Origin of the sequence: Labrenzia sp. THAF35 (genome assembly GCF_009363595.1) — a bacterium.
Lineage (GTDB): Bacteria > Pseudomonadota > Alphaproteobacteria > Rhizobiales > Stappiaceae > Roseibium > Roseibium algicola.
In genome coordinates, this window is record NZ_CP045380.1 from 2045001 (window position 1) to 2058847 (window position 13847).

Annotated in this window: 11 protein-coding genes, 1 tRNA gene and 2 rRNA genes; 3 read left to right on the forward strand and 11 right to left on the reverse strand. The window is 57.0% G+C overall.

Features of this window, described 5'->3' with window-relative positions:
* Positions 1–154: 154 nt before the first annotated feature.
* From FIU93_RS09450 to FIU93_RS09460, 3 genes are all read left to right on the forward strand, one after another.
* A 23S ribosomal RNA gene (locus tag FIU93_RS09450) occupies positions 155–2877 on the forward strand.
* Between the two features lie 201 nt (positions 2878–3078).
* Positions 3079–3193, forward strand: a 5S ribosomal RNA gene (rrf, locus tag FIU93_RS09455).
* Between the two features lie 249 nt (positions 3194–3442).
* A tRNA-Met gene (locus FIU93_RS09460) sits at positions 3443–3519 on the forward strand.
* A gap of 467 nt (positions 3520–3986) precedes the next feature.
* On the opposite strand, the gene FIU93_RS09465 is transcribed toward FIU93_RS09460, so the two are convergent.
* The 11 genes from FIU93_RS09465 to FIU93_RS09515 form a co-directional block, all read right to left on the reverse strand.
* On the reverse strand, positions 3987–4334 hold the full coding sequence (locus tag FIU93_RS09465; RefSeq protein WP_031270608.1) for a cupin domain-containing protein: 348 nt from the start codon (positions 4332–4334) through the stop codon (positions 3987–3989).
* Positions 4335–4346: 12 nt separating this feature from the next.
* Complete coding sequence (locus tag FIU93_RS09470) at positions 4347–5351, reverse strand: zinc-binding alcohol dehydrogenase family protein (protein ID WP_152505452.1); 1005 nt, start codon at positions 5349–5351, stop codon at positions 4347–4349.
* Between the two features lie 39 nt (positions 5352–5390).
* Positions 5391–6269 (reverse strand): 3-keto-5-aminohexanoate cleavage protein, encoded by an 879-nt coding sequence (locus FIU93_RS09475; RefSeq protein ID WP_152505453.1) that lies wholly within the window; start codon positions 6267–6269, stop codon positions 5391–5393.
* 3 nt (positions 6270–6272) lie between these two features.
* The gene (locus FIU93_RS09480) at positions 6273–7019 is read right to left on the reverse strand and encodes an SDR family oxidoreductase (RefSeq protein ID WP_023003766.1); all 747 of its coding nucleotides are present in this window, start codon (positions 7017–7019) and stop codon (positions 6273–6275) included.
* A complete protein-coding gene (locus tag FIU93_RS09485; protein ID WP_152505454.1) occupies positions 7016–7942 on the reverse strand; it encodes a dioxygenase in 927 nt (308 codons plus the stop codon). The genes FIU93_RS09480 and FIU93_RS09485 overlap by 4 nt, the downstream gene beginning before the upstream one ends.
* Positions 7943–7951: 9 nt before the next feature.
* Positions 7952–8746 (reverse strand): glutathione S-transferase family protein, encoded by a 795-nt coding sequence (locus FIU93_RS09490; RefSeq protein WP_152505455.1) that lies wholly within the window; start codon positions 8744–8746, stop codon positions 7952–7954.
* Positions 8747–8763: 17 nt separating this feature from the next.
* Positions 8764–9801 (reverse strand): branched-chain amino acid ABC transporter permease, encoded by a 1038-nt coding sequence (locus tag FIU93_RS09495; protein ID WP_075284057.1) that lies wholly within the window; start codon positions 9799–9801, stop codon positions 8764–8766.
* Entirely contained in the window at positions 9801–10679 is an 879-nt protein-coding gene (locus tag FIU93_RS09500) for a branched-chain amino acid ABC transporter permease (RefSeq protein ID WP_152505456.1), read from the reverse strand. Before FIU93_RS09500 ends, FIU93_RS09495 begins: the two co-directional genes overlap by 1 nt.
* Before the next feature lie 11 nt (positions 10680–10690).
* Positions 10691–11419: an ABC transporter ATP-binding protein gene (locus FIU93_RS09505; protein ID WP_055661121.1), complete on the reverse strand. Its 729-nt coding sequence runs from the start codon at positions 11417–11419 to the stop codon at positions 10691–10693.
* Positions 11419–12162: an ABC transporter ATP-binding protein gene (locus FIU93_RS09510; protein ID WP_023003760.1), complete on the reverse strand. Its 744-nt coding sequence runs from the start codon at positions 12160–12162 to the stop codon at positions 11419–11421. The genes FIU93_RS09505 and FIU93_RS09510 overlap by 1 nt, the downstream gene beginning before the upstream one ends.
* 72 nt (positions 12163–12234) lie before the next feature.
* A complete protein-coding gene (locus tag FIU93_RS09515; protein ID WP_023003759.1) occupies positions 12235–13527 on the reverse strand; it encodes an amino acid ABC transporter substrate-binding protein in 1293 nt (430 codons plus the stop codon).
* Positions 13528–13847 lie beyond the last annotated feature (320 nt).

The following is a 13847-nucleotide window of genomic DNA, read 5'->3' on the forward strand; positions in this document are numbered from 1 at the left end:
GTGACCGCATGGCTGTCAGAAAGATCTCGTGAAACTGGTCTTATATTATTGATGATCAGTTTGTTTTGAAGCCAGGTTGGTCTTGAGTGTTAAAGGTACTCATGGCTGGGTCTGGTGGATTTGCAAGCATGAGATGAGCATTGATAATGAGAGTGATCAAGTGTCTTAAGGGCATTCGGTGGATGCCTTGGCGACAAGAGGCGATGAAGGACGTGATACGCTGCGATAAGCCATGGGGAGCTGCGAATAAGCTTTGATCCGTGGATTTCCGAATGGGGAAACCCACTCCGTATGGAGTACCCGCAAGGGAGCAAACCCGGGGAACTGAAACATCTAAGTACCCGGAGGAAAGGACATCAACCGAGACTCCGCTAGTAGTGGCGAGCGAACGCGGACCAGGCCAGTGGCTTGCATTTAAGAACCGGAACCGTCTGGAAAGTCGGGCATTAGTGGGTGATAGCCCCGTACGGGTAGAAATTATGCAAGTCCTCGAGTAGGGCGGGACACGTGAAATCCTGTCTGAACGTGGGGGGACCACCCTCCAAGCCTAAGTACTCCTTGTCGACCGATAGCGAACAAGTACCGTGAGGGAAAGGTGAAAAGTACCCCGACGAGGGGAGTGAAACAGTTCCTGAAACCGGATGCCTACAAACAGTTGGAGGGCGCAAGCCTGACAGCGTACCTTTTGTATAATGGGTCAGCGACTTAATTTAACGAGCAAGCTTAAGCCGGTAGGTGTAGGCGTAGCGAAAGCGAGTCTGAATAGGGCGCCCTAGTTCGTTGGATTAGACCCGAAACCGAGTGATCTAGCCATGGCCAGGTTGAAGGTGCGGTAACACGCACTGGAGGACCGAACCCACGCCTGTTGAAAAAGTCGGGGATGAGCTGTGGCTAGGGGTGAAAGGCCAATCAAACTCGGAAATAGCTGGTTCTCCGCGAAATCTATTTAGGTAGAGCGTCGGATGAATACTCTCGGGGGTAGAGCACTGGATGGGCTATGGGGGCTTACCGCCTTACTGATCCTAACCAAACTCCGAATACCGAGAAGTACTATCCGGCAGACACACAGTGGGTGCTAACGTCCATTGTGGAGAGGGAAACAACCCTGACCGCCAGTTAAGGTCCCTAAGTTATGGCTAAGTGGGAAAGGATGTAGAACTCCCAAAACAACCAGGATGTTGGCTTAGAAGCAGCCATCATTTAAAGAAAGCGTAACAGCTCACTGGTCTAAATAAGGGGTTCCGCGCCGAAAATGTACCGGGGCTCAAGCCATACACCGAAACTGCGGGTGCATCTTATGATGCGCGGTAGCGGAGCGTTCTGTAAGTCTGCGAAGGGGGACCCGTGAGGGCTCCTGGAGATATCAGAAGTGCGAATGCTGACATGAGTAACGATAAAGCGGGTGAGAGACCCGCTCGCCGAAAGTCCAAGGGTTCCTGCGCAACGCTAATCGGCGCAGGGTTAGCCGGCCCCTAAGGCGAGGCCGAAAGGCGTAGTCGATGGGAATGCAGTTAATATTCTGCAGCTTGGTGGTAGTGACGGATGCCGTGTGTTGTATCTCCTTATTGGATTGGGGGTGCAGCGAAGGTGTTCCAGGAAATAGCTCCACCGTATAAACCGTACCCGAAACCGACACAGGTGGACTGGTAGAGAATACCAAGGCGCTTGAGAGAACTATGCTGAAGGAACTCGGCAAAATGCTCCCGTAAGTTCGCGAGAAGGGAGACCTCACGACGGGCAACCGTTGTGGGGTGGCACAGACCAGGGGGTGGCGACTGTTTATCAAAAACACAGGGCTCTGCGAAGCCGTAAGGCGACGTATAGGGTCTGACGCCTGCCCGGTGCTGGAAGGTTAAGAGGAGGTGTGCAAGCACCGAATTGAAGCCCCAGTAAACGGCGGCCGTAACTATAACGGTCCTAAGGTAGCGAAATTCCTTGTCGGGTAAGTTCCGACCTGCACGAATGGCGTAACGACTTCCCCGCTGTCTCCAGCATAGACTCAGTGAAATTGAATTCCCCGTGAAGATGCGGGGTTCCTGCGGTCAGACGGAAAGACCCCGTGCACCTTTACTACAGCTTCACACTGGTATTCGTCACGACATGTGTAGGATAGGTGGTAGACGTTGAAGCAGGAGCGCCAGCTCTTGTGGAGTCACCCTTGAAATACCACCCTTGTCGTCATGGATATCTAACCGCGGTACAACAATATCCGGGACCGTGTGTGGCGGGTAGTTTGACTGGGGCGGTCGCCTCCCAAATGGTAACGGAGGCGCGCGAAGGTGGGCTCAGAGCGGTCGGAAATCGCTCGTTGAGTGCAATGGCATAAGCCTGCCTGACTGCGAGACTGACAAGTCGAGCAGAGTCGAAAGACGGCCATAGTGATCCGGTGGTCCCTCGTGGAAGGGCCATCGCTCAACGGATAAAAGGTACGCCGGGGATAACAGGCTGATGATGCCCAAGAGTCCATATCGACGGCATTGTTTGGCACCTCGATGTCGACTCATCACATCCTGGGGCTGGAGCAGGTCCCAAGGGTTTGGCTGTTCGCCAATTAAAGTGGTACGTGAGTTGGGTTCAGAACGTCGCGAGACAGTTCGGTCCCTATCTGCCGTGGGTGTAGGAGAATTGAGAGGATCTGTCCCTAGTACGAGAGGACCGGGATGGACGTACCTCTGGTGGACCTGTTGTGGCGCCAGCCGCATTGCAGGGTAGCTATGTACGGAAGGGATAACCGCTGAAAGCATCTAAGCGGGAAACCCACCTCAAAACCAGTTCTCCCTGAAGAGCCGTGGAAGACCACCACGTCGATAGGAAGCGTGTGGAAGTGCGGCAACGCATGAAGCTTAGCTTTACTAATAGCTCGTTCGGCTTGATCCTCTCATTAGTCAATGTTCATCTTTTGGATGCGCCCCTGGCGCATCAAAAAGATCATTTTAAGTGCGCTACCGCCCTTCGGGCTGCTTGAGCGCGTTTGAAATGATCCATACGGCCAACGTCCTGGAACCTTCGTCCCAGGCGAGGCCGACCAAAACATCAAAAAAATATATAGACCAGTTCACGCAAATTGCGCTTCGCCGGCCTGGTGGCCCTAGCGGGGAGCCCCCACCCGATCCCATCCCGAACTCGGCCGTGAAACTCCCCAGCGCCAATGGTACTGCATCTTAAGGTGTGGGAGAGTAGGTCGCCGCCAGGCCTGCAAATCGCAATTTGAAACCTCTTCAACTTGTTTGCCGCTCACGCGCGCACCGCCCTAAAGGGCTGCGCTCCGCGCGGGCGGCCTGACCGGCCGGCGGCCACTCGGCCTTGCCTCCGCTGCGCTCCGGATCTCTTATCCCATATCAGCGCAGTCTTCCGGTCAAACCGAAACATAAGGGTATCCCCAACAGGGACCAAACCCACTTGGACCAAACGCGCAGCGCGCCAAGGACAAACAAAAAAACAACGCGGGATGGAGCAGCCCGGTAGCTCGTCAGGCTCATAACCTGAAGGTCGCAGGTTCAAATCCTGCTCCCGCAACCAACAAATAACCCGGCCGCGCGCCGGGTTTTTTGTTGCTAACGGATACTGATCTTAAACTGACCAGCGCTCCCACAAGAGCCGCTATGCCCGACGCACTGGCACAAAAAAGCTCAAAGCAACCTACCGATACAAAATAAAAAAAGGCCGTCCATAAGGGCGGCCTTTTTTGTTGCATCACGCGCGGCATGGATCTTGACTTCAACCGGACCCAGCCAAGGAGCGCTGCGCCCAACGCCAAAGGCCAGAAAACTCTCAAACCCATCTACCGAAACAAAATCAAACTCCGTCAGAAAAAACTGCCGGTGTTTTTTGTAACATTATGACAAGGGGGCAGGGCAAAAGCCCGACGCAGCGGGGCAGAAAACTCTCAAATCCGGCGACGAGCCCAAACAAAAAGCCTGTTCACACAGACTCCAACCTGACAGGCCACTGAAACAAGAGCCACGACCGGTTAACCCAAAGGCCTTCTAGAGACTTTGGGCTGTTTCCTCCATCGCCAGAAGGATGGTGGCCGGTTGGTTTGTCCTGTTTTCGAGAGCTCTTGGTTCATTTGGAGACAGGACGCAGGAATCCAGTGGTCCAAGGGTCACCACTTCATTTCCATTGGTGATGGTGACCTGGCCGGAGATGACCACATAGATCTTCTCTTGTGGGGACGCCTTGAGAGACGTGTGGCCTCCAGGAAGAAGATGGGACAGGCCTACCCACATAGAGTGCGTTGACGTCGCCTCCTTTCCCTGAAGACGAAGGCACGCCATCGCGTAGTGTTCCGGCGCCTCATATTGCTGCGCGCTGTCAATGCGGGTTACCTGCATGTGCGGTTCCTACTAAGGCTTGAGGATAACCCGCTCAGGCGTTGCCCGCAGAACTGAAGAGTAGGCCTTGGCAGCGTCGTCAAATCCGTAGACAGTTTCCGGATTGATCGGGAAGGGCTTCAGCACACCGGCCTCGAACTTCGGCTTGAGCACGTCGAAGATCTTCGCGCCGTACACACTGTCGAGCGCCAATGTATCGATACCGATGAACTTGTGACGCCCGCGGAAAAACGTGAAGATGTCGAAGTCTACCGCCCTGTCGAACGTGGAGATGAAGACCTGACGCCCCTGTTTTGCAAGCGCCTTGTTGGCCATTTCGAAATAGGGGCTTCCGACGGTGTTGAAGACGATATCAGCGCCCCGCCCCCCGGTCTTTTCGCGAACCAGTTCAGCGACGTCTTGAGAAGAGCTGTCGAACATTTCGATGGGTTGCGCACTATGGCCGAGAAATTCCATGGGCTTGTATTCGACACCGAACACTGTTGCACCTGCCATCGTCGCAAGCTGGATTGCAGCCTGTCCGACCTTGCCGTTGGCCCCGCAAACCAGGACATTGTCCCATGGCTGGACGCCGCCAGCTTCCCGCAGACCTTCAAAGGCGGTTATGAAGGGAACACCGATCGAGCCGGCTTCTTCCATGCTGAAGTTGACCGGTTTTTCGCGTACGGCGGCCTGTGGCAAGGCCATATACTTGGCGTGAGAACCGTTTTGAGTGATGCCGAGTTCTCCGCCTCCTCCCCAGATTTCCTTGCCGATCAGATGTGCTGGTCCATCAACTACAACGCCTGCAAAATCGCGACCGGGAACTCTTGGCCAAACCGCATGCGGCATATGGCCGAGAGACGCCTTCACGTCTGAAGGATTTACACCAGCTGCCCTGATTTCAACCAAGACCTGACCCGGCCCGTGCTGGGGTATTGCCGGTTCGATCACGTCGATCAGAAGATTGTCCAGATCCGGCGACTTTTCCGTCACCCAAAGGGCCTTGCCGGTGACTGTCTTGCTTTGAACGTTCATGGCTCTTGTCCCCGTCCTTTTCACTTTGTTGCGGCGCGCTTACTGCTGGAGGCCAAGCATTTGCCTGGCTTCGCCTGCAGTGGCGATTTCGCCTCCCAGTTTCTCAATGAAGTCACGGGCTCTGGCGGTCAGTTCGCCATTGCCCTTTGTCCGTTTGCCCTTGCCGATATAGACGGTGTCCTCCATGCCAATGCGCACGTGGCCACCCAGCAGCCAGGCTTGCACCAGCATCGGAAAAGCCCATCGGCCGACACCGAAGCCGGTCCACACCGTGCCCGGCTGCAACATTTGGGAAGCCATGGACATGGCATCCGGAGTTGAAGGCAGGCCGTATTTCACGCCCGTTACAAGCGAACACATGGCGGGACCTTCGATATGTCCGGCCTTCAGAAAATCGTTGGCCATGACGATGTCGCCGGTGTCGAACAGTTCCAATTCCGGTTTCACACCGCTGTCGCGGATGACTTCAGCCATCACGCGCACATTCCGAGGTGTGTTGATCACCACCTGCGCACCTGAGTTCATGGTATTGAAATCCAGTGTGCAGATGTCCGGACGGATCCTTGCGATATGTTCCACCCGTTTTTCAGGGGGCAGGATCGTCGTTCCCGGGCCGGCGACCGAAGGATCGTCATCGGAGGGGACGAAACGGCCGCCTGGACCTGTCGTCAGGTTGAGGATCAGATCAGTGTTCTTCTGCCGGATCAGCCTGACAACGTCTTCATACAGGCCGATCTCCATCGATGGCTTGGCCGTCTCCGGATCCCGTACGTGAATGTGGGCAATTGCGGCGCCGGCTTCGGCAGCCTCAAGGCATGCATCGGCAATCTCCTGAGGCGTTGCCGGCAGGTCAGGGTGCTGGTCGCGGGTGGTCAGGTTTCCTGTCACGGCGCAGGTGATGATGGTTTTGTGCACCATGGTTCAAAGCCCCCGCCCGGCATCGACAACGATGCGCGTGCCCGTGGAGTGGGTGAGGTAGGCAACGGACGCAAAGATCGCCTTGCCGACATCCTCGGCTTCGACAACCTTTTGCAATGGGGTCGCTGCACCTGCCTTTTCGACCTGTTCCCGTGTTCTGCCTGGAACAAAATCCGTCGCAACCATTCCTGGAGACACTGAGAGGATCCGGACTTCCGGTCCAAGTGCCAGGCCAAGCGTATGGGTCATCGAATCGAGTGCCGCCTTTGCGCCGCAGTAGGCGATGGAAGAACCGAAGCCCTTGAAGGCCGCGATCGAGGACACGTTGATGACGGCACCATCGCCGCTCGCCTTGAGCAGGGAGGCAAAGGCGCGAATGGACGCGAACACCCCCCGGAAATTGGAGGCGAAAACCTCATCGATGATGGTGTCCGTCAGTCCATCCAGATCCTTGTGAGCGACCGGCGTCGTGGTACCCGCCGAATTCACGAGAATGTCGACCCGCCCAAGTCTGCTCGCGATTTCCTCCTTGAAGGCCTCAATGCTTGGCGTGTCGATGACATCGACTTTCAGCGCAAGATGGCCGTCGCCTTCGAGTGCCGTGACGACTGCCTGCGCCTTGTCTTCGCTGGAGCGATATCCGACGACGACACGCGCGCCCGCCTCTGCGAACAGTTTGGCAGATGCCGCGCCTATTCCGCCGGAGCCACCAATGACGACGGCGACTTTCCCTTTCAATGACTGGCTCAAGACACTTTCCCCTTGATCGGCGGTTCGGGGAAACGGGGTTCGCCTGGCTTCAGGATGAAGTCGTAGGTGCAGGTGTAGAAGGGGGCGGCAACGTCGAGATATTCGGCTGAAGGTGTTTCCCGGAGTTCCAGATCACCCGCGATCTGTTCTTTCGCACCGAACACAACGTCGTTCACCATCGCCTCGTCCGTATCGGCGAAAATCTGGGTGATGAGTGTCTTGTGTTCAGGGGCGGACACTATGAAATGGACATGCGCCGGACGCATGGGGGTCCGTTTCTGTGCCCTCAACAGGTCTCCCGTAGTGGTGTGAACGGGGACCGGGTAACCGGCCGGTTTCACCGTGCGGATGAGGTAGTTGCCGTTTTCGTCCGAAATAAATTTGCCACGCAGATTGAAGTCGGCCTGGTCCTTGTCCTGGTTCTCGTAGAGTCCATCCGGGGATGCCTGCCAAACATCAAGCGTTGCCCCGGCAATGGGTTCACCATTCACGTCCAGTACACGGCCCTTCAGAACCAGCGGGTCTCCCGACGTGGTGGACCGTGCGATGGTGTCGCCAAACTCGCAGTCAGGTGCAGATCCCCGATAGAAGGGGCCAAGCAAGGCTGACATCGTCTCGCCCTGCATGCCGTCATTGTTGATGAGATCGATGAGTGTCGAGGCGCCGAGAACGTCGCAGATGAGAACCGCCTCGTTGTGAGCGTTGTCGGTCTGCTGGCCTATGGCATTGAGGATCTGCAGGCCTTTTTCATATTCGGCTTCGGTCGGGCGAACCTCCCGCAGGAAGGCATGCAGGTGCCGGACGAGAGAGGTGATGATTTCCTTGAAACGCGGATCCGATGTCGCCTCCATGGCCGCCAGGACGGCAGGGGTGACATCCTCTTCCTTGCTGATCAGTCTTGTAGTCGTAACGTAGCTGTCCATGACGTTCCCTCAGGCGGACGCCGCTGTCGCATGTAAGGCCTGGTCGACCCTGGCTGCTTTCAGGTGCGGGAATTTTTCGGTGAGCAAGGAGCCATGGTAATAGGTGGCCCCGAAGGCGGGCTCCTTGCGAATGTTATCCAGCCATGCCGCGACCATGGGCTTGTCTGCCCAGGTATCGCCCAGGTTGATGTCGTCCATGCGCACAATGACCGGCATGATGGCGATATCGGCGTAGGTGAGGGTCTGTCCCATGACCCAGGGGCCACCTCCTTCCAGAAGCCACTGGTTCATCCGGTCCAGGCCCCGATCCAGGCGTCCCAGCGCCTCGTCCATGTCAGCCTTCGGAAAACCGGTGCGGCCCATTTTCATGAGAAACTCGCGGCGCAACGGCTTGCTGTCGCAAAGCGCCTGAAATTCTTCTGCGCTCATGGCCTGAAAATGCGGCAGGAAGGCAAGATTATAGGATGGCACGCGGATCGCCGGTGTCGGCACTTCATCGATGAAGCGCAACATCGCCCGCATCCTTGCACTCTCATGAGGAGCAGACGGCCGCATCGGGGCGGTGTCCGGCAATATGTCTTCCAGATACTCCATGATGACGGCGCTATCGGTCACGGGGACCCCGTCATGCACGAGGGTCGGAACCACGCCATTGGGGTTGATCGCCAGATAATCCGGCTTGAGCTGGTCGCCACTGAAGAGGTCCAGCTTTCTTTCTTCAAATGCCTGTCCCTTTGCGTGAAGGGAGAAGCGCACACGCTGCGAGCAGGTGGATTGAGGCGCGTTGTAAAGTACGAAACCCATCGGTTGAGCCCTTTCTCTCAGTCCCAGTTCAGGAAGCGGGGCAGGCGGTGTTTCGCTGCCAGGGTTCCAACGATGCCGAGAGGAAAGAACATCAGCGCCAGCGCCATGATCAGGCCGGTTGCCAGGATGTTGAATTCCGAAGAGCCAAGAGTTGCGACGAAGATCTCGTTGAAGGCGACAATCAGGATTGCGCCGATGACCGGGCCCGCGATCGTGCCCTTGCCGCCGAGAATGCACATCAGAACCATGTTCACGCTGACAAGAATGATCAGGAAGATGTTCGGACGGATGTAGGTGAGATATTCACCCCAGATAGCGCCTGCCATGCCGACAAAGGCTGCCGAGATGGCGAAGGCGAGCGTCTTGTAGGTGCGGGTATCGATCCCTGCGCTCTCGGCCTTGATCTCGTCCTTCGAAATGGCGCGCAGCCCGAGCCCGAATTTCGAATGCTTGATCTTGTAGCTGATGAACACGGTCAGCGCCGCCAGAACGACGAAGGCGTAGTAATACGGCAGCTTGGCCCATTCCACACTGAGGTCGTTTGCAGGCAAGGCGACGCCATTTGCCCCACCGACAAAGTGCCAGTTGTCAAACAGGATGCGGGCAATCATCACCAGCGCCAGCGAGGAAATGATGAAGCTCGGCCCGCGCGTTTTGAGCGTGATGCGACCGATCAGATAGCCGACAGCAGCGCAAACGAGGCCTGCCAGAGGTGCCGTCAAAAGCGTCGAAATGCCGAAGCGTGCCAGCAGCATTCCGGCAAAGTAGCCGCCAATGCAAAAGAAGACGTTGTGTCCCAGCGAGATGTAACCGGTGAAACCGCCAAGAATGTTCCAGCCCGATGCCATGACCGCATAGCAGGCCGTGAACAGGATGAGGTGGATCACATAGTTGAAGTTGCCGACAAATTGCAGTGCCGGAACCGCCAGCAAGAGGGCCAGAAGGACGATCGGAAACCAGGTTGCCCGTGTCCTGTCGGCGCGCCGTGCAAGCTTTTCGTTGTGCTCGGCCCGGGCCTGCAGAACGTTGGACGTCTCGTTGAAAGCAAGGGACATTATGCAAGCTCCGGTTTTTCACCGAACAGCCCCTGGGGCCGAACGAGAAGGATGAGAAACAGGGCGAGAAAGAAGGTCATGGTCGACCATGTCGCTCCGACATAGGTGCCGACGAAGGCGGCAATCACGCTCAACAGGAAGGATGCGACGACCGTGCCGAGCAGCGAGCCCATGCCGCCGAGAACCACCAGGGACATGAGGACCGCGATCCACTCCCAGTGTTTTGCCGGAAAGAACGAGAAGACGAAGGAGACAAGGCAGCCAGCAGCCCCGGCGAGACCAATGCCGATTGCGAAGCTGACCAGGGCAACGCGGTTGACATTCACCCCCAGCAGTTCAGCCGCTTCGCGGTTCTGGGTGGTTGCGCGGATGGCGTAGCCGAAACTGGAATACTTCAGGAAAAGCGCCAGCACGGAAATGATGATCAGCGACAGAATGCCCGCATAAAGCTGGCCGGTCGGAATGAAGACATCACCGATAAAGATCGCATCGGTCGCGTAATCCGGAGACGTCACACGCTGGGTGTTCGAGAAGAACCCTCCCAGTGCCCCTTCGACAATCATCGCGATTGCGAAGGTGAGCAGGACCGTCATTTCCGAATATTTGGCCGAGCGTGCTTCCCGTTCGAAAACCAGCTTGTAAAGCACCACACCTATGGCGGCCAGAATGACGATCGCCACGGGCAGCATCATCAAGGGGTCGATGCCGTAGAGCCGGAAACCCCAGTAGGCGACGTAAGCGCCGGCGATGATCAGCACCGGATGCGCCAGGTTTACGATGCGCATGACACCGAATACGAGACTGAGCCCGGATCCCATGAGGGCGAACACACCACCAAGAGCAAGGCCCAGAATGAGAGTTTGAATAATATCAGCCATGGTTGCCCTCCTCAGGCTGCCTTCTTGCCGCCGAGATAAAGGTCCTGTATCCGCGGGTCGCGCAGGACGTCGTCCGCAGGACCGGAAAACAGGGTGCGTCCCAGGTCCAGAACGACGCCCTGGTCGGAATTCTTCAACCCCATCAAGGCGTTCTGCTCAACAAGAAGGATCGTGATGCCTTCTGCGGCCATCATCTTCATGATTGAAAACATTTCCTGGACGATCTTTGGCGCCAGTCCGAGCGACGGTTCATCCAGCATGACAATGTCCGGCTTCAGGATCATCGTGCGGGCCATGGCCAGGGTCTGTTGCTGACCTCCAGACATCGTGCCTGCGTGCTGGTCGCGGCGTTCCTTCAGGATCGGGAAGAGCTCCTCGATCTCGTCGATGCGTTTTTCCAGACCGGATTTGTCGCTCATGGAAAAGCCGCCCATGCGCATGTTTTCCCGCACGGTCATTTTCGGGAACAGCGCGCGCTCCTGGGGAACGAAACAAATCCCCTTTCGAAGCACCTGGTCCGGACGAAGGCCCTTCAGGCTTTCGCCTTTGTAGAGAACGTCGCCGTTGCGCACCTTGAGCATGCCGCAGATCGCCTTCAGCAAGGTGGACTTGCCGGCGCCGTTCGGACCGATGATGCAGTGGACCTTGCCGGGTTCGACACGAAGCTCGGCTCCGTCCAGAATTGCCGGGCCGTCGCCGTAACCGGCAGTCACATTGGAAACGTGGAGAAGTTCGCTCATCACGCAGCCTCCTCCAGGACGCCACCAAGATAGGCGTCGAGAACAGCAGGATTTTCGCGGACTTCCTCGGGCTTGCCATCAGCAATGACCTTGCCCTGGGCCATCACCACGATCTTGTGGGACAGGCGCATGATGAGGTCCATGTTGTGCTCCACGATGAGCACCGTCAGGCCCTGTTCGTTCAGCTTTTGTATGTGGCCGATGATTTCCTCAAGCAGCGTCGGATTGACCCCGCCAGCAGGTTCATCGAGCAGAATGATCTTGGGATCGCTCATCAGGAGCGCTGCCAGATCCATCAGTTTCTTCTGTCCGTAGGACAGGTTGGAACCGTCCTCGTAGGCGATCCGCGTAATGCCGAGGAAGTCGAGGATTTCCATCGCCTTCTCGACTTCTTCCGCACCAAGGGCGGGTTTGAAAAGATCCCGCCAACCGCCGATCCTGGATTGGCAGATGACGTTTTCCAGAACCGTCATGTCCGCCAGGTTTCGGCTGATCTGGAACGTGCGGCTCAGGCCCATGCGGGTGATCTTGTGCGGCCGCAGATGTTCGATGCGTTGGCCCTCAAGAAGAACCTTGCCGGCCGAGGGTTCGGTTGTCCGGCTTATGCAGTTGAAGGCGGTGGTCTTGCCTGCGCCATTCGGGCCGATCAGGGCCGTGATGCTGCCTTTAGGAACGGTGAACGAACAGCCGTCGACTGCGCGGATCCCGCCAAAATGCTTGGACAGGTTATCTATTTCGAGCATGGGAACTCGCTTTGCGCTTGGAATGTCAGGAGAGCTTCCCGGGCGCCACGCGCCCGGGACCGGTTCGATCCGTCAGAACGAACCCTTCGGGTAGGTGAGGGCACTGACGCCTTCAAACTCGTCCGTCGGATAGACAAACTGCAGTTCGCCATCGTTCCACTGGGTCATCAGGAACGGCTTGTCTGCAGGCAGCCCCAGTTCATCCCAGTTGAACCGACCGAGGATCGTGCGAACCGGCTCGTCCCTGGTGCGTTCCGACAACCATTTGCCCATGGCTTCATTGTCGGTTGAACCGGCACCGAGAATTGCCTGCTCGATGCCCTGGCAGACAGCGAAGGGAATGGCAGCGTCTTCATCGGGAACCGCCCCGAATTTTTCCTGATAGGAGGCGACGAAGTCGCTGTTGGAAAACGGTTCGCCGGCCAGCGTCGACTGAAACGGCGCATCCTTGTGCCAGGAGGTATGAACCAGAACGCCTTCTGCACTTGAGCCGGTGCCTTCCAGGTATTCAGCCTGTGTTCCCTGGCTGAAATAGACGAGTTTCGGCTCCGCCCGGACGGTCTTGAGTGCGCGTGTCAGCTGGACCGCCTCTTCCGCGGAAGCTGTCAGTCCGATGATCAGTTCCGCTCCGGAGCGTTTCACCTGATTGGCAAGGTTGAGCCAGTCGCTGAAACCTTCTTCCGGCCAACGCTCGGAAAAGACGACTTCGATGTTGTTTTCAGCAAGGTATCCCGGTGCGAGGTCGCGCACCAGTGAGCCGTCCGCCGGGTCCATGACCTTCTCGCCCATCAGACCGGACCAGACACCGTTTGCGAAGAAGTCGTCCGCGGATATCACGGCCGCAGTCTTGGGTGTTTCACCCTCGGGGATCAGGTCCTTGATGATGCCTGCGAGGGAAGCGCCGACATATTCGGCGGCATTCGGCTGGAAATAGAAGATGTTCTTGTGACCCTGCGTATAGATGCGCAGGGCGCCACCGGCCGGCAACGGGTGAACCATGTTGTTCTTTGCCAGAATGCTGGCGACAGGGAAGGACAGACGCGAGGAAAAGGTTCCGTACACCGCCTCCACGCCGTCGACATTGATGAAGCGTTCGTACTGGTTGATGGCGGTTGCCGGGTCGGATCTGTTATCGGAAACAAGCAGCTCTACCTGGCGCCCCATGATGCCGCCGCGCTCGTTAATGAGATCGACACACAGTTCATAGCCTTGCTGGTGTTTTTGTCCGGCAATCGAAAAACCACCGGTCAAGGGCAGGCTGGCGCCGATCTTGAGCGGATCAGCCGCCTGAGCCATGCCGGTATAGCCAGATGCAAGCATGCTGGCAGACACAAGAGCTGCCACCGTCCAATTAATGCGTTTCATCTTTTTCCTCCCTGAAGATGAGATCAGATCCTTTTCGGTAGATCTGCGGTGGAGCCCTCCCAAGCCCTTGCACCATACCGTAGCCATTCGTCGTGCCCCTTGCTCACGTTCGAGATCGGGGCGGCATTCACATCACCTCATGCATTTCAGCAATCGAACTTAATCGTGCAATCGATTGCACAGATATTCGCAATAATATGCGCGACGAAAATCGCCACGCTCTGATCCGGATGTGCCGGACAGGAAAAGTCTGACTCCCTCCCAAATCATCGATAGCGCTCGAAACACGTGTCGTGTTTCGGAGCGTTGGGCCGACGCCT